Source organism: Paraburkholderia tagetis (genome assembly GCF_022213065.1).
GTDB classification, from domain to species: Bacteria; Pseudomonadota; Gammaproteobacteria; order Burkholderiales; family Burkholderiaceae; genus Paraburkholderia; species Paraburkholderia tagetis.
On the sequence record NZ_JAKLJA010000008.1, the window covers coordinates 213,737 to 229,312 of the forward strand.

Sequence of the window (15,576 nt, forward strand, 5' to 3'; positions counted from 1 at the left end):
CGATCCCGTAAGCTGGCCGGTCTGCGCCGACATGGACGAACGGGGTCTCGTCAACGCCGTTTACGGCTTGGTGATGAGGTTCTTGAGTCGTTTTGCATCGCCGCACCCACTGCTCGCGGGCAAGTCGAAGGCGAGATCACAGGGTATGCAATGCGCGTGCTGCCATTTGCGCGCGAAATCGGCGAACGCAAACGATTGCGCACGCAGATGCGGAAATTGCGCGCGAGAAGGCCGGACGCGCGATCCGCCCGGCCATGTTTGGGTTGCTTAATGCTGTTGTCGATGCTGTTGTCGATGGCGCGCACGCTCAGGCTGCAAGCTGACCGACAGCTCCATTCGCGGGCGCACGCACCACGCCCGCGCGCGCGAAGCGGATAGCGTCCATCAGCGCCTCGTGCTCGCCCACGTGATTCGCGAGCAGCAGGATCAATTGCGCATTGGCCGACTGGCTTTGCGCGTCGTCCAGATCGCGATGCATGTCGATCAGCGCTTCGTAGAAGTCGTCGGGCCGTGCGAGATTGGGTTGGGTATTGAGCATCGTTGTCTCCTTTGCTCCTGATTCTGTTTTCGTCTGCGCAACAAAATTGAAGGGCGGCGACGCCTCACGTGCGCCGCCCTTCGTCTCGCTGCTTCAAGCCGTACCGGCCACGCACAGCGCTCGCTTGAGCGCACGCTCGACACGCGGCGCGTCGGCGTGACGCCAGCGCGCGCATACGTGCTGATCCGGCCGGATCAGATAGAACGCACCCTCCTGCGCACCGTAGCGTTGCGCGGCCAGGCCCTCGGCATCGCGCATCACCGTCGTACCCGGCGGCAGGCCTTCGGGCGCTGCGCCCTCGCCGTCCAGGACGGCCACGAAATGCATCGGCACCGGGCCACGCGCAAGCGCATCGAGCGCGGCGCGCGCATCGCTTTCGAGCGCCGCTCCCGCGCGGCAGAACAGCAGCCCCGTGAAGCGTCCGCCGAGCTGAGCGAGCAGCCATTGCGGCGCGCCTTGCGAATTGGAATCGGCACAGGCCAGCGGTGCATCGGCGCACGACGCGCCCGGCACCATCTGACCCGCGAACGTCTCCTCGTCGGCCGTATTGAGCGTCGATTCGTGCAGCACGGCAGGCACCGATAGCCGTCCGCTGTTCACCAGTTGCCGCGCGAACGCGTGCTCGCGTGCGAGCGTCAGCACGGCGTCGCGGAACACACGGCTCACCGCGCTCTTCGGCGTGATGAAGTCGGTCGAGCGCGTGGAGTTGCGGATGTTTTCGTCGGCGGCGTATTCGCGTTCGCTCGCATAGGTGTCGAGCAGCGCATCGGAGGCGCGCTTCTCCAGCACCATCGCGAGCTTCCATGCGAGGTTCTCGCTGTCCTGGAAGCCGCTATTCGCGCCACGCGCGCCGAACGGCGAGACGAGGTGCGCCGAGTCGCCCGCGAACAGCACGTTGCCGTGGCGGAAACTGTCCATGCGCAGGCACGAGAACGTGTAGATGCTCACCCACTCCAGCTCGAACTTCACGTCGGGGCCGAGCAGCGCGCGCACGCGCGGAATCACGCGCTCGGGCGTCTTTTCGACCACCGGGTCGGCGTCCCAGCCCAGCTGGAAGTCGATGCGCCAGACGTTGTCGGGCTGCCGATGCAGCAGCACTGACTGGTTCGGATGAAACGGCGGATCGAACCAGAACCAGCGCTCGGTGGGGAATTCGGCTTCCATCTTCACGTCGGCGATCAGGAAGCGGTCCTTGAAGGTGCGGCCGTGGCTGTCGAGGCCCATGAGCTTGCGCACCGGGCTGCGCGAGCCGTCGGCCGCCACCACGTAGCGCGCGAGCAATTCATATGGGCCATCGGGCGTTTCGATTTCCAGCGCCACGTGTGCGTCTTCGGTGCCCGGCGTGCCGTGCTGCGCGACGCCCGTCACCTTGCTCTTCCAGCGGATCTCGAGGTTGGGCAGTTCCTGCGCGCGCTCGAGCAGGAAGCCTTCCACGTAGTACTGCTGCAGATTGACGAACGCAGGCCGATGGTGGCCGCTTTCCGGCAGCAAGTTGAAGGTGTAGACCAGTTCGTCCTTGCGGAACACCTTGCCCACGTTCCAGCTCACGCCTTTCTCCACCATACGCTCGCCGCAGCCGAGCCGGTCGAAGATATCGAGCGAACGCTTCGAAAAGCAGATCGCGCGCGAACCCGTGGAAAGCGTGCAGTCGTCGTCGACGAGCACCACGGGCAGGCCATGCTGCGCGAGGTCGATCGCCGTGGCGAGGCCCACCGGCCCCGCGCCCACCACCACGACCGGACGCACGCATGAGGCGGCATCCGGGCCTTGCTCGCTACAGCGCGTGTATTCGAAGGTCAGCGTCTGATAGTCGATCATCGTTGTGTCTCCTGTCGGCCGGAGTGAGTGCTCCGGCCCATGCAAAGCTGCATGTCGTTCTCACGCAAGCCGCTTCAATCCTGCAGCGCGTCCCACATGTCCTTGTCGCGCTGCGCGGTCCAGATGCGCGGATGCGTGATGCCGCTCGCCTCGTCGTAGGCGCGCGAAACGTCGAACGGCAGGCAATGCTCGTAGATGAAGACCTGGCCGAACTTCGGGTCCATCGCTTCGCGCGTGAGCGCCATGGCGTCCTTGAGGTCCAGCTTCTGCGCGACCGCCTTGCGGCCTTGCGCGAGCAGCGTCGTCACGAAGTCCTTCGTGTAGTCGAGGCCCTTGTTCACCTCTTCGGGCGTGACCAGCGCGGGGCCACGGCCCGGCACGAGCTTCTCCGCGCCAAGCGAGCGCAGCGCTTCGAGCGTGGCGGGCCATTCGGCGAGCTGTGCGTCGCCGCAATAACAGGCCGCGTCGTATTCCACGAGATCGCCCGAGAACAGCACCTTCTGCTGCGGCAGCCACACCACGGTGTCGCCCTTCGTGTGGCCCGAGCCCAGGTGCGCGATCTTCACTTCGAGCTTGCCGAGGTACAGCGTGATGTCCTTCTCGAACACGAGCGTGGGCCACGTGAGGCCCGGCACCGTTTCCACGCCCGCGAAGAGGCGCGGGAAGCGCTCGATTTCCGACTTCATGTCGGCTTCGCCGCGCTCGACGATCATTTCGTAAGTGCCGCGGCTCGCAATGATCTGCTGCGCGCCTTCCTTGAAATACGCCGATGCACCCAGCACGCGCACCGCGTGATAGTGCGAGAGCACGACGTATTTGATGGGCTTGTCCGTGACGCTGCGGATCTTCGCGATGAGGTCCTGCGCCATGGCGGGCGTGGCGGTGGTGTCGACGATCAGCACGCCGTCGTCGCCGATGATGACGCCCGAGTTCGGGTCGCCTTCCGTGGTGTACGCGTAGGCGTTTTCAGAGAGTTGTGTGAAGGTGACCTGCTTCTCTTCGAGATCGGCCTGCGATGCGAACGCCTTTGCCATCTGAATCTCCGTATCTGTTGGGGAGCGAACGACGGAGCGAGGCAAGGCAGCCTGCGCCAGCAGGTGCCGGGATGGCGCGCGTGACACCTATGACACGCGCAACACGCGTGACAAGCATGACGCCCGCCGGATTGTCTCGCCCCGCCTGGTTGTGAATGAGCCGCTGTTTTGCCGGGGTGAGGCCATGATCGCCCGCCCGCTTTTATTTGTCAATGGCGAATACACTAGCCATATGCAAATATTCTGACGGCGAGTGTTCGTCCGCCGTTCGGTTAACATGGACCCTTTTTCAGCCCGAGACAACGAGTGAAGACCCCTCGCAATGCGCGCGCCGCCGAGCCACCGCAGCCGGCCGCGTCCGATGCGGACGCCGGCGCCGGCGCCGGTGCTGGTGCGGGTGCCAGCGCCGCAAAGACGCAGCGCGGCATCCAGAGCGTGGAAGTGGGCGCGCGCCTGTTGCGCGTGCTCGCCGACGCGCGCGTGCCGCTCGCGCCCAGCGATCTCGCGGCTGGCGCCGACATCGCGTCGAGCCAGGCGCATGCCTATCTGGTGAGCCTCACGCGGCTCGGCCTGATCAAGCGCGACGCGCTTTCCGGGCGCTACGAGGCGGGGCCGCTCGCGCTGCGCCTCGGCCTGCTGCATCTGGCGCAGGAGCCCGCGTTGCGCGAGGCCGTGCCGCGCGCGGCGGCGCTAGCCCAGGCGCACAACTGCAGCATCGCGCTGTGCATCGCGGGGCCGCAGGGGCCGACCATCGTGCGCTACGAGCACGCGAGCCTGCCGCTGCACGTGAACCTGCACGTGGGCACGGTGATGTCGCTGCCGGCCACGTCCACGGGCCGCGTGTTCTGCGCGTTCCTCGACGACGACGCGCTGCGCGCGATGTGGCGCAACCAGACGGCGCAGCCGGTCTGGCGCGGCACGGCGGATCGCGGCGCGGCCGGCGCGGCCGGAACGACAGGGACGACCGGCATGACAGGGACGGCGGCAGCAGGTAAAGCGCCGTCGAAACCAGACGATGCGGCACCCGAACTCGATGCCGCGTTCAAGGCCACGCTCGACACCATCCGCGCGCGCGGCTTCGAGCTCGGCATCGACGCGCCCAGCCCCGGCGTGAGCAGCATCTGCGTTCCCGTGCTCAAGCCGGGGCTCGATCCAGGACTCGATCCAGGACTCAAGCCGGCGCACGACCCGCGCCGCGCGTTGCGCCTCACGCTCACGGCCATCGGCGCCACCGGCGCGCTCGACGTGCGTCCGGCAGGCGCGCTCGTGCGCGCGCTGCGCGAGGCCGCGCACGAGATCGCCGAGGCCGCCTTTCCTGCGTCTCCTGCGTCGTCCGCTTCCTCCGCCTCTGATTCGAACTGAACCGCCACCATGCCCCGAGCCCGCACCCCGTCCGCCTCTCCCGCCACGGACGAAGCCCGCGCCGATAATGCCGATACCGCCCCTCAGGCGGAATCCGCCGACAAGCCGCAGCGCGGCATCCAGGCGCTCGACGCCACGGGCGAGCTGCTCGCCGCGCTGGTGGCGGCCGGCATGCCGCTCTCGCTGCGCGATCTCGCGGCGGCGGCCGGCATGCCGAGCGCGAAAGCGTTCCCGCACCTCGTGAGCCTGCTCAAGACCGGCCTGCTCGCACGCGACGAAGCGGGCCGCTACGAAGCCGGCCCCTTGAGCCTCGAACTGGGCCTGCTGGGACTCGCGCGCCTCTCGCCCGTGCGCGAAGCCGACTCCGAGCTGGTCGACCTCGCCGCCAGCACCGGCATGAGCGTGGCGCTCGCGGTGCCGGGGCCGCTCGGGCCCACGGTCGTGCGTCTCGAAGAATCGCCCCAGCCCCTGCACGTCAGCCTGCGGCCGGGCACGGTGATGTCGCTCGTGAACACGGCCATCGGCCGCGTGTTCGCCGCCTGGCTCGACGACGACGTGCGCGCCGAGCTGCTCGCGCAAGACGGCTTGCGCCTCGCGGGCGTGCCGTCACCGTCGTCGTCGCCGTCGTCGCAGCCGTCGCCGTCATCGCAGCCGTCACCGTCGTCGCAACACGCGTCGCGACAAGCGCAGCAGTCGGCACAAGAAGCCCACGACCCGCGCTACGCCGAACGCCTTGCCGCGATCCGCGCGCAACGGCTCGACACGGCGCTCGGCAATCCGATCCCCGGCATCAGCACGGTAGCCGCGCCCGTGTTCGACCACACCGGCAGCGTGTGCCTCGTGCTCGCGCTGATGGGGCCATCAGGCAACTTCGACACGGCAAACGAAAGTGACAGCGCGCAGCGGCTGGCCGCAGCGGCCGAGCGCCTGTCGCGCCGCTTCGGCTATGTGCCGGGGGCCGCGCCGCTATAATCGGCGTGCGCGACCTGGCCGAAGCAGCCGAAGCGGCCGAAGCAACACAAGATCAACGAACACCCCGCGCGCAGTCCGCAAGCCACTCGCACGCAGCCCCACGCAACCGAACAAGCCGCCACCAAGGAAGCGCTCATGAGCACGGCCTCCACCGCTTCTCGCGCCGCGCAGCGCCAGGTCGCCGACCTGCCCTGTCCGCGCGGCCTGCCGCTCGTCGGCAATCTGCTGCAGCTCTCGCCCGCGCGGCTGCATCTGATCCTCGAACGCTGGGCCGCCGAGCTCGGCACGCCATACCGCTTCCAGGTGGGCAGCATCCCCATCACGATCTGGACCGACACCGAGCTGATCCAGCAGATCATGCGCGAGCGTCCGCATCGCTACCGGCGCTATCAGCCTGTCGAAGCGGTACTCGAAGAGATGGGCTGCAACGGCCTCTTCTCCGCCGAAGGCGCGGCGTGGGAGCCGCAGCGCCGCCTCGTGATGCAGGCGCTCTCGATTCCGACCATCAAGGCGTTCTATCCCACGCTCGCCGAAATCACCGGGCGTCTGCGCGCGCGCTGGCTGCGCGCGGCCGAGCACGGCGAGATCGTCGAGATGACCGACGACCTCAAGCGCTACACGGTGGACGTGACGAGCGCGCTCGCATTCGGCGAAGACCCGCGCACGCTCGAGCGCGATCATGGCGTGATCCAGGAGCATCTGGAGCGCATCCTGCCGAGCGTGATGGGCCGCATCAACGCGCTCTTTCCCTATTGGCGCTACTTCAAGCTGCCCGCGGACCGCAAGCTCGATCAGTCGCTGGCCGAAGTGCATCGCTACGTGGACGCGATGATGGCGCGCGCACGAGAACGCATGCGCGACGAGCCCTCGGAAACGCCGCGCAACCTGCTCGAAGCGATGCTCGTGCAACAGCAGCAGGCCGAAACGGAACCGGGCGCCGCGCCCATTACCGATGCGCAGATCCGCGCGAACGTATTGACGATTCTGCTCGCGGGCGAGGACACCACCGCTGATTCGATCGCATGGACGCTGCCCTACCTCGCGGCGGACTCGCAACTGCAAACGCATCTGGGCGAACAAGCGCACCGCGTGCTCGGCGAGGCGAGCGTATGCCCCGACTACGCCACGCTCAAGGAGCTCGACATCTTCGAGGCGATCTGCATCGAGGCGACGCGCCTGCGGCCCGTGGCGGCCGTGCACTCGTTCGAGCCGCTCGAAGACGTGGTGCTCGACGGCGTGGCGCTGCCCAAGGGCACGCGCATGTTCTTCGTGGCGCGGCCCGCGATGGTCGACGCAAAGAACTTCGTCGATCCGCAGCGCTACGATCCGTGGCGCTGGATGCACAAGCGGGAGCACGGCAATGAACATGACAGGCCGCATGACAAGCCAGGCGGCCCGCACGACGTGCGTGCCTATTTGCAGTTCGGCGCGGGGCCGCGCGTGTGCCCGGGACGCCATCTCGCGACCGTCGAAATGCGCCTCGCGCTCTCCATGTTGATGAACGAATTCTCGATCGAGTTGGCCATCGATCCCGCCAAGATCAACGAAGTCTCCGCGTTCACGATGGTGCCCGACACCATGCCGGTGAGGCTCACGAAGCGCGTGCGCGGCGGTTGAGCAGGCCGCTCGCCCGGAGCAGGCGAGCATGAGCGCTAGCAAAGAAAGTTCAACTCTTCGATTTCAAGACGTGCGACCGATATATCGTGGCGCACGATCGAACAACCCTGAGTTGAACTTACCATGTCCATACGTCCCGAACTCGCCATCCTGAAGCCCGCAATCGCCGGCGCCGTAGTTTGCGCGCTGCTCGCCGCCTGCAACAGCAAGCAGGACGCGGCAAATGCCGCCCCCGATGCACCGGTGCTCTCCGTCCCGATCCAGCGCAACGGAGGCTGGGTGGTCGAGGCGCAAGACGCTGGGAACAAGACTCATCGGGTTCTGCTCGATACGGGCGCGAGCTTTAACCTGTTCGAAGCCGACGGGCCACTGGCCGCCGCGCCTCTCACCACGACAGCCGGATCTGCCCTCCTCAGGCAAGGAGTGCTAACAAGCTCGACTGCCGATGCAAGCCTGACCATCAACACGCTCAGCGGCGCACATCGAATCGAACTGGGCCTCAGTCCTGCGCTGCGCGTCCAGGGCTGGTCAATGCCAGCAGGCGCGCTGGCATTCCGGGGAAAAATCGGTCGCATGGCTTCGGCGGACGATCAGCCATTCGACGGCATCATCGGCATGGAGAACATGCGCAATCTGACTTGGCGCGCCGACCATGTCGCCGGCCGGCTCACGGCCTACGCAAACGCAGCGCCCGCGCACGCGTGGCAGCAGTGCACGTTCATGACACTGGATACGCGCACCCGTTTGCCGCTCATCGAGTTCGGCTTCGACGGCGAGTCCAACCCGTTCATCCTGGACACAGGGCTCGACTCGGACCTCTTGCTGCCTCAAGCGTTGTTCGACAATCTGCGAAACGCGAAGAAGTTTCCACGCGTCCAGACCGTCTTCACCACCGACATCACCAACCGTGTCGTCCCTCGCCCCGAGGGCCTGCTCGCCGGCCTGACCATCGGACAGAAGGCCATGCCCAAGCTGGCGGTAAGGGGCGGCTCGCCGGATCTGCGTGTCGGCATGGGCCTGCTCGAGAAGATGGACCGCTTCGAGCTGGATTTCCGCGGCTATCGATTCTGCTTCGACCTTCCCGCCGCACCGAAGGACAGCGTGCTCACCAAGGCGAACTCGGTCCTCGAACGCCGCGGCGACCGCTACGAAATCCTGGCACTCCTGCCCGGCGGAAGGCTGGCCGAGAGCGGCGTCAAGGTGGGGGACCAGATCACGATGATTGACGAGATCTTCGTGAATACGCTGAACCTCGCCCAAATGAGCGCGCTGCTGAGCAATCCCGCTACCAGCGAGTTGACTTTGCGACGAGGCAATAGCCCGTGGGTCGTAAAACTGACAAAGCCGAAGCACCCTTGACTAACTCAAGCGCTGCCAGAAGGCCGCGCCGCACCTGGCTTGCTCACGCCCTCCGCACGTTCAGCACGTTCAGCACCTTCAGCACGTTCAGCACGTTCAGCGCCTTCGTGGCCGCTGCGCGTCTGCGCGTCGCGCATCTTTTCGAGCGTCTTCGGCTCAAGCCCGAGCGCCACGCCCATCGCGAGCGCATCCATCACCGCGAGATGCGCGATGCGCGACACGCCGGGTGCGTGGGAGACTGCGTGCGGTAATTCAGGCGCCTCGGATTCCGGCACGCGCAACAGCAGCGGAATGTCGACCACCCACGCGAGCCGCGAGCCCGCATTCGTGAGCGCGATGGTGGTCGCGCCGCGCTCCTTCGCGATCTGGATGCTCTCGTTCACTTCCACGCTGCGGCCCGATTGCGAGATCGCGAACGCCACGTCGCCGGGTTCGAGCAGTCCGGCATAGAGCCGCTGCAAATGCGCGTCGGCAAACGCGCTGGCCGCAATGTCCAGACGCAGCAGGCGCAGCGCCGCGTCTTGCGCCACGAGCCCCGAGCCCGCACCCACGCCGAAGAAGTAGACGCGCCGCGCACTGGCGAGCGCCGCCACCGCTGCCTCGAACACCGCCGGATCCAGCGAGGCGCGCGCGTGCCGCACGCCCTGCACCACCTGCTCGGTCACGCTGTCGAGCAAGGTGCCGGCCTGCGTGAGGTCGCCGCTCGCCACTTCGCGCGCGGCGGCAAACGGCATGCCGCCCGCCGCGCTCTGCGCGAGCCGCATCTTGAAGTCGCGCAGGCCGTGCGCGCCCACCGCGCGGCAAAAGCGCGTGACAGAGGGTTCGGACACATCGGCGCGCAGCGCAAGCTCGGTGATGCTCGCGCGCATCGCGAAGTCGATGTCGGTGAGCACCATCTCCGCGACCTTGCGCTCGGCGGGCCGCAGCGACTCCGCTACGTTGCGGATGTGATGGATCAGGTTGGAGACCGGCAAGCTGTATTCCGTGGATAAGCCGTGGAAGGTGCATGGATCAAGCATGGATCGCAACGCAGCCCAATGCGCATGGATCCTTGCTTCGTCAGTCGAGCCGCTTGCCGCTTTCGGTGTCGAACAGATGCAGGTGCGCGAGCGGCAGATCCAGCGTCATGCGCTGCCCCGGTTCGATGCCGGGCCGCGCACGCGTCGTGACGCACCATGTCGTGCCGCCTATTTTCCCGTACAAGTGGGTTTCCGCGCCAGTCGGCTCGATCACCTCGACGTTGAACGGCACCTCGCCGTGCTGCGTTTCGATGTGCTCGGGGCGAATGCCTAGCGTCACGCGCGCGCCCGCTTGCATGCCCACACTCGCGCGGCCTTCCGGAATCGCAATGCGCACGCCATCCTCGAGCACGAGCGCCGTGCCGCGCGCGTCGCTCATCACGGTGCCCGCGGCGAAGTTCATCGAAGGCGAGCCCAGAAAGCTCGCCACGAACAGGTTGGCCGGCTTGTCGTAGAGATCGAGCGGCTTGCCGATCTGTTCGATGCGCCCCGCGTTCATCACCACGATGCGGTCGGCCATGGTCATCGCTTCGATCTGGTCGTGCGTGACATACACCACCGTGTTGCGCAAGCGCTGATGCAGCGCCTTGATTTCCGTGCGCATCTGCACGCGCAGCTTGGCGTCGAGATTCGAGAGCGGTTCGTCGAAGAGAAACAATGAGGGCTCCCGCACCACGGCACGCCCCATCGCGACGCGCTGGCGCTGGCCGCCCGAAAGCGCGCGCGGCAGGCGGTCGAGATAGCTCGACAGATTGAGCATTTTCGCAGCGGCCTCGATGCGCGGCTTGAAGCCCTCCTCGCGCTCCTTGCGGATGCGCGGCCCGAACGCGATGTTGTCGTAGACCGAGAGATGCGGGTAGAGCGCGTAGCTCTGGAACACCATCGAGACGTTGCGCTGCTGCGGCGGCAGCGTGTTCGCGCGCGTGCCGCCGATGGTGAGATCGCCGCCGCTGATGTCTTCGAGGCCCGCGATCATGCGCATCAACGTAGTCTTGCCGCAACCCGATGGCCCGACCAGCACGACGAATTCGCCGTCCGCGATATCGAGGTCCACGCCGTGCACGACCTGAGTGTCGCCGTAGCGCTTGTAGATGCCGTTCAGTTGTACCGCTGCCATGCTGTCCTCGTGTGCTGTCGTTGCTTGCCGTGCGGGTGTTTTCGTGCGCCTCAGAACGGATCGAGCGTGAGCTCGTTCGCCATCAGCCGGTTGCCCGCCATGAGGCCCGCGTCCACCGGCAGCGCCACGCCGGTGATCACCCGCGCCTGCGGCGAGGCGAGAAACTGCACGGCATCGGCGATGTCCTCGGGCGTGGCGACATCGCCGAGCGGATACCATTTCCTTAGTTCTTCGAAGATCTTCGGATGCTGCGTCACGCGCGTATGCCATGCAGGCGTCTTCACAGTACCGGGGCAAACGATGTTCGCGCGAATGCCGTGCGGCCCAAGCTCCATCGCCAGCGCCTTCGTGTAGCTCACAAGCCCCGCCTTGGCGGCGCTATACGCGGGATGGCCCAGCGCGGCAAGCCCGTTCACCGAGCCAATCAGCACGAGCACGCCGCGCCCGCGCTCGATCATCGAGCGGCGCACCGCTTCGACGGTGTAGTAAGTGCCGTTCAGATTCAGATCGATGTCGCGCCGCCAGCTCGCGGCGTCGGTATGCGCGAGCGTGGTGCCGAGCGCACCGCCCGCGTTGGCAACGGCCACCTCCACCGGGCCGCGCGCAGCCACCGCGCGCGCCACCGCGTCCTGGAGCACAACCGGATCGCTCACGTCGGCGGCCAGTGCTTCGAGACGCGCGGCGCCAAATTCGTCCGCCAGCGCCTGCACGCCGGCCTCGTCGCGATCGAGTGCGAGCACGGTGTCGCCCGCCTCGTGAAATCGCTTGCATAGCGCACGGCCAATCCCGCCGCACGCGCCCGTTACCAGCACCACCCGGCTCATCGTCGACTCTCCGCGAAGGATTCGAAAGGCCCCGCCGGCGCATCTAGCTGGGCTGTAAATTTCCTACATAGTGGGCATTGCCCGCGATCCCGGACATCGGCTTGCACGCGCAGCCCACTGTTGCGATGCCGCATGAATTTTCCCGGTTTTACAGCATGTTAGGCAATTTCAGGCATGCAAAACAATCTCGCGTTTCCCAGGTGACAACGCTTTTTTCATCCTGTAGGATTTTTTCAAACAACGCAACACGGTCACAACACGGTCAGCTCGACGACCGGGGCCAAGGCGGCGGCAATATCCGAAAAACCAGGCAGCAACCACCCCGCACGGGATGGAACGAGGTGCGCGCGCACCGGCTTCCATCGACACAGGAGACAGAGAATGGCGTTTAAGGCACGTGCATCCATCACGCTCGGCAAACTCGCCGTCGCGCTCGCGGCAGGTATCACCATGGCAGGCATGACCGTGGCGGCGCACGCCGACACGGTCCGCGTGACCGTCGCCCACTACAGCGACGCCACGGCCCCGTACTTCGAGAAAATCGCCAAGCAGTTCGAGGCCGCCAATCCCGGCACCACGATCAAGATCGAAGACGTGAACTGGGACTCGCTGCAACAGAAACTGCAAACGGACATCTCCGGGGGCGCGAACGCCGATCTCGCGATCATCGGCACACGCTGGCTGCTCGACTTCGTGAAGGACGACATTGCCGAGCCGCTCGATCCCTACATGGACGCGAACTTCAAGGGCCGCTTCATCGGCCCGTTCCTCGCGCCCGGCGAAATCAACGGCAAGATCTATGGCCTGCCGATTGCCGCTTCCGCGCGTGCGCTTTACTACAACAAGGACATGCTCGCATCGGTGGGCTATCCGAACGGCCCGAAAAGCTGGAACGACGTGATCGAGGCCTCGAAGAAGCTCAAGGCCAAGGGCATCGCGGGCTTCGGCCTGCAAGGCAAGGAAATCGAAACCGATGTGTACTTCTACTATTCGCTGTGGACCAACGGCGGCGACGTAGTGGGCAAGGACGGCAAGGCCGCGTTCAATTCGCCGGCCGGCGTGAAGGCGGCCACGCTCTACAAGACCATGATCGACGAAGGGCTCACGGAGCCGGGCGTGACGGGCTATAGCCGCGAAGACGTGCAGAACCTCTTCAAGCAGGGCCGCGTGGCGATGATGATTTCCGCGCCGTTCCTCGCCAAGCAGCTCAAGAAGGAAGCGCCGAACATCAAGTACGGCATCGACCCGATTCCGGTGGGCACGACGCCCGCAACTTACGCGGTCACGGACTCGATCATGATGTTCAAGAACTCCAAGGTGAAGAAGAGCGCCTGGAAGTTCCTCGACTTCCTGTTCACGAAGCAGCCGCGCGTGGAGTTCACGAGCACCGAGGGCTTCCTGCCGACGACGAACGCCGAAGCCACCGACCCGGCGTTCCAGGATCCGGACACCAAGGCGTTTGTCGCGCTGTTGCCGCATGCGCGCTTCGCGCCAACCGTGACGGGCTGGGAAGACACCGCCAAGGCCGTGACCAACGCGATGCAGTCGATCTACCTGGGTAAGGCCAAGCCCGCCGACGCGCTGAACCACGCCGCCGCCCAGGCCAACAAGTCGCTCGGCAAGTAGTTTTCGGCACGCCGCTTTCACGGAGTTCGTACGCAGTTTCGTACGCAGTTGGGTACGCATTTTCGTAATCAGGCAGGCGCTTCATCGCCGCAAGAACCGGCGCGTGGCGTAGCACAGGATTCGCTACGCGGCGCGCCGGTTCGCTCATGTAACGACCGCACCACCGGACGCACCACGCCATGCCCCTGGGTCCCCATAAGCAAACGCCGCCAGCCGGTCCGGCGACCGGCGAAGCGCCCGACCCCCCACGCACACCGAACCGCCGCCGCATGAGTCGCATAAGTCACCACATGAGCCGCTCACACCGTGCCGTCGCCGTGCCCCGCGCCCCCTGGCTCCTGATCGTGCCGAGCCTCGTGCTGGCGCTGTTCATCATCAGCTATCCAATCTTCAACATCGTGTACCAGTCGCTGCACGACGTATCGCGCTTCGGCCAGATTCGCGGCTTCAGCGGCTTGCAGAACTTCTATAACGTGTTCGCCGACCCGGTGTTCCTGAGCGCGCTCCAGAACACGTTGATCTGGACGTTCTGCGTTGTGGTGGGCACCGTGGCGACCTCGGTGCCGGTCGCGCTGATACTCAATCAGGACTTCTACGGACGCGGCATCGCACGCACCATCGTCATGCTGCCGTGGTCGGTCTCGCTCACCATGACCGCCGTGGTCTGGCGCTGGGCCTTCAACGACGACTACGGCATGGTCAACGTCACGCTGCAGCGGCTGGGCGTGATTGCAGGGCCGATCCACTGGCTCGCCACGCCGCAGTACGCGTTTCCGGTGGAGATCGCCGTGGGCATTCTCGTCTCGATACCGTTCACCACGACGATCCTGCTGGGCGGGCTCTCCTCGGTGCCCGGCGACATCTACGAAGCCGCGCGCATCGACGGCGCGAGCGCCTGGCAGCAGTTCCGCCAGCTCACGCTGCCGCTGCTCAAGCCCTTCATCAACATGGCGATCCTGCTCAACGTGATCTACGTGTTCAACTCGTTTCCGATCATCTGGGTGATGACGCAAGGCGGCCCCGACGACAGCACGCACATTCTCGTGACCTACCTCTACGAACTGGGCTTCCGGCTCGGCCGGCCCGGCGAAGCGGCTGCCGTCTCGCTCATCATGCTGGTGATCCTGTTCGCATTCTCGGTGGCCTACCTGCGCGTGCAGGCCAGACGCGGCAGCGGTGGCGCGCAAGGAGACCTTGCATGAACAATCGCAAGCTCAAACGCTCGCTCTGGTGCTGGCTCGCGCTTTCGCCGCTCGTGGTGGCCGTGCTGTTCCCGTTCGCGGTGATGTTCTTCACCTCGTTCAAGCCCGCCTCCGAGGTGTTCGTCTATCCGGCGCGCTGGCTGCCCATGCACTGGCGCTGGGAGAACTATGTCGACATGTGGCAGGCCGCGAACTTCGGTGTCGCGCTACGCAACAGCATCGTTGTCTCGTGCCTCTCCACGGCGCTCGCGCTCGCGGTGAGCCTGCCCGCCGCCTACGCACTCGCGCGCTTCCGGTTTCGCGGACGCGGGCTCTACCGGCAATTCCTGCTCGTCACGCAGATGCTCTCGCCCATCCTGCTCGTGGTGGGCCTGTTCCGGCTCGCCGCGATGATCCCTTACGGCGACGGCAATCTCGTCGATTCGAAGATCGGCGTGATCATCTCGTATGCGGCGTTCAATATTGCGTTCGCGGTGTGGATGTTGTCTTCGTACTTCCAGACCGTGCCGCGCGACCTCGAAGAGTCGGCCTGGCTCGAAGGCTGTAGCCGCAGCGGCGCCGTGCTGCGCGTATTTCTGCCGCTCGCGGTGCCTGCCGTGGTGGTGACGGCGATCTTCACGTTCATCAGCGCCTGGAATGAGTTTGCGGTGGTTTATACGCTGATCCGCTCGCCCGAGAATAAGACGCTTACCGTGCAGGTCACCGACATGGTGGCCGGCAAATACACCGTGGAATGGGAACTGGTGATGGCAGCCACGCTCGCGGCCACGCTGCCGGTTTCCGTGGTGTTCGCGTGGTTGCAGCGCTATATGGTGAAGGGGCTCGCGCTCGGTGCGGTGAAGTAGCGAGGCGTTAGAAGCAGGCTTGTGGTGTGGGTTTTTTTGTACTGGTTTGTCGGGTTGTCGGGTTGTCGCGTTTCCTTGTTTTCGTGTCGGTATGCCAGCGTTGCCCCTGTGCGGGGCGGCCCCTACTTTTCTTTGCCGCGGTGTACAGACTGGAGACATGGTTGACACATGTACGGGGACATCGTTGACACATGATGTTCAGGTTTTTGCTGTCTTCAGGTCAAGTGTCGTGAGGCGGTGATG

The 15,576-nt window shown here is 65.7% G+C and carries 13 protein-coding genes; 7 read left to right on the forward strand and 6 right to left on the reverse strand.

What is annotated here, in order from left to right; all coding sequences use genetic code 11:
* Positions 1–307 precede the first annotated feature (307 nt).
* From L5014_RS13365 to L5014_RS13375, 3 genes are all read right to left on the reverse strand, one after another.
* Positions 308–538, reverse strand: coding sequence for a DUF2783 domain-containing protein (locus tag L5014_RS13365; protein ID WP_238464206.1), 231 nt, complete (start codon positions 536–538; stop codon positions 308–310).
* Positions 539–631: 93 nt separating this feature from the next.
* Positions 632–2,356, reverse strand: coding sequence for an FAD-dependent oxidoreductase (locus tag L5014_RS13370; protein WP_238464207.1), 1,725 nt, complete (start codon positions 2,354–2,356; stop codon positions 632–634).
* A gap of 74 nt (positions 2,357–2,430) precedes the next feature.
* On the reverse strand, positions 2,431–3,390 hold the full coding sequence (locus L5014_RS13375; protein ID WP_238464208.1) for an MBL fold metallo-hydrolase: 960 nt from the start codon (positions 3,388–3,390) through the stop codon (positions 2,431–2,433).
* A 306-nt stretch (positions 3,391–3,696) separates the two neighbouring features.
* Here L5014_RS13375 and L5014_RS13380 point away from each other — a divergent pair, with 306 nt between their 5' ends.
* The 4 genes from L5014_RS13380 to L5014_RS13395 all read left to right on the forward strand — a co-directional run bounded on the left by L5014_RS13380 (position 3,697) and on the right by L5014_RS13395 (position 8,700).
* A complete protein-coding gene (locus L5014_RS13380; protein ID WP_238464209.1) occupies positions 3,697–4,752 on the forward strand; it encodes an IclR family transcriptional regulator in 1,056 nt (351 codons plus the stop codon).
* A 9-nt stretch (positions 4,753–4,761) separates the two neighbouring features.
* On the forward strand, positions 4,762–5,724 hold the full coding sequence (locus L5014_RS13385; protein WP_238464210.1) for an IclR family transcriptional regulator: 963 nt from the start codon (positions 4,762–4,764) through the stop codon (positions 5,722–5,724).
* A 135-nt stretch (positions 5,725–5,859) separates the two neighbouring features.
* Positions 5,860–7,341 carry a cytochrome P450 gene (locus L5014_RS13390; RefSeq protein ID WP_238464211.1) on the forward strand — a complete coding sequence of 494 codons (1,482 nt, stop codon included), beginning with the start codon at positions 5,860–5,862 and terminating at the stop codon, positions 7,339–7,341.
* Positions 7,342–7,464: 123 nt separating this feature from the next.
* Positions 7,465–8,700 carry a S41 family peptidase gene (locus L5014_RS13395; RefSeq protein WP_238464212.1) on the forward strand — a complete coding sequence of 412 codons (1,236 nt, stop codon included), beginning with the start codon at positions 7,465–7,467 and terminating at the stop codon, positions 8,698–8,700.
* A gap of 5 nt (positions 8,701–8,705) precedes the next feature.
* Here L5014_RS13395 and L5014_RS13400 read toward each other — a convergent pair whose 3' ends face one another.
* From L5014_RS13400 to L5014_RS13410, 3 genes are all read right to left on the reverse strand, one after another.
* Complete coding sequence (locus L5014_RS13400) at positions 8,706–9,674, reverse strand: MurR/RpiR family transcriptional regulator (protein ID WP_238464213.1); 969 nt, start codon at positions 9,672–9,674, stop codon at positions 8,706–8,708.
* Between the two features lie 85 nt (positions 9,675–9,759).
* A complete protein-coding gene (locus tag L5014_RS13405) occupies positions 9,760–10,836 on the reverse strand; it encodes an ABC transporter ATP-binding protein (protein WP_238464214.1) in 1,077 nt (358 codons plus the stop codon).
* Between the two features lie 50 nt (positions 10,837–10,886).
* Complete coding sequence (locus L5014_RS13410; protein WP_238464215.1) at positions 10,887–11,660, reverse strand: SDR family oxidoreductase; 774 nt, start codon at positions 11,658–11,660, stop codon at positions 10,887–10,889.
* Between the two features lie 381 nt (positions 11,661–12,041).
* Between L5014_RS13410 and L5014_RS13415 the strand changes: the two genes are divergently transcribed.
* From L5014_RS13415 to L5014_RS13425, 3 genes are all read left to right on the forward strand, one after another.
* Positions 12,042–13,286, forward strand: coding sequence for an ABC transporter substrate-binding protein (locus tag L5014_RS13415; RefSeq protein WP_238464216.1), 1,245 nt, complete (start codon positions 12,042–12,044; stop codon positions 13,284–13,286).
* Positions 13,287–13,576: 290 nt separating this feature from the next.
* On the forward strand, positions 13,577–14,488 hold the full coding sequence (locus L5014_RS13420; protein ID WP_238464217.1) for a carbohydrate ABC transporter permease: 912 nt from the start codon (positions 13,577–13,579) through the stop codon (positions 14,486–14,488).
* A complete protein-coding gene (locus L5014_RS13425) occupies positions 14,485–15,333 on the forward strand; it encodes a carbohydrate ABC transporter permease (protein WP_238464218.1) in 849 nt (282 codons plus the stop codon). The genes L5014_RS13420 and L5014_RS13425 overlap by 4 nt, the downstream gene beginning before the upstream one ends.
* Positions 15,334–15,576 lie beyond the last annotated feature (243 nt).

Excerpts from the sequence above, each read along its gene's own strand:
- L5014_RS13365 (WP_238464206.1), bottom strand. The coding sequence starts at position 538 with ATGCTCAATACCCAACCCAATCTCGCACGGCCCGACGACTTCTACGAA.
- L5014_RS13370 (WP_238464207.1), bottom strand. The coding sequence starts at position 2,356 with ATGATCGACTATCAGACGCTGACCTTCGAATACACGCGCTGTAGCGAG.
- L5014_RS13375 (WP_238464208.1), bottom strand. The coding sequence starts at position 3,390 with ATGGCAAAGGCGTTCGCATCGCAGGCCGATCTCGAAGAGAAGCAGGTC.
- L5014_RS13385 (WP_238464210.1), top strand. The coding sequence starts at position 4,762 with ATGCCCCGAGCCCGCACCCCGTCCGCCTCTCCCGCCACGGACGAAGCC.
- L5014_RS13390 (WP_238464211.1), top strand. The coding sequence starts at position 5,860 with ATGAGCACGGCCTCCACCGCTTCTCGCGCCGCGCAGCGCCAGGTCGCC.
- L5014_RS13395 (WP_238464212.1), top strand. The coding sequence starts at position 7,465 with ATGTCCATACGTCCCGAACTCGCCATCCTGAAGCCCGCAATCGCCGGC.
- L5014_RS13405 (WP_238464214.1), bottom strand. The coding sequence starts at position 10,836 with ATGGCAGCGGTACAACTGAACGGCATCTACAAGCGCTACGGCGACACT.
- L5014_RS13410 (WP_238464215.1), bottom strand. The coding sequence starts at position 11,660 with ATGAGCCGGGTGGTGCTGGTAACGGGCGCGTGCGGCGGGATTGGCCGT.
- L5014_RS13415 (WP_238464216.1), top strand. The coding sequence starts at position 12,042 with ATGGCGTTTAAGGCACGTGCATCCATCACGCTCGGCAAACTCGCCGTC.
- L5014_RS13420 (WP_238464217.1), top strand. The coding sequence starts at position 13,577 with ATGAGCCGCTCACACCGTGCCGTCGCCGTGCCCCGCGCCCCCTGGCTC.
- L5014_RS13425 (WP_238464218.1), top strand. The coding sequence starts at position 14,485 with ATGAACAATCGCAAGCTCAAACGCTCGCTCTGGTGCTGGCTCGCGCTT.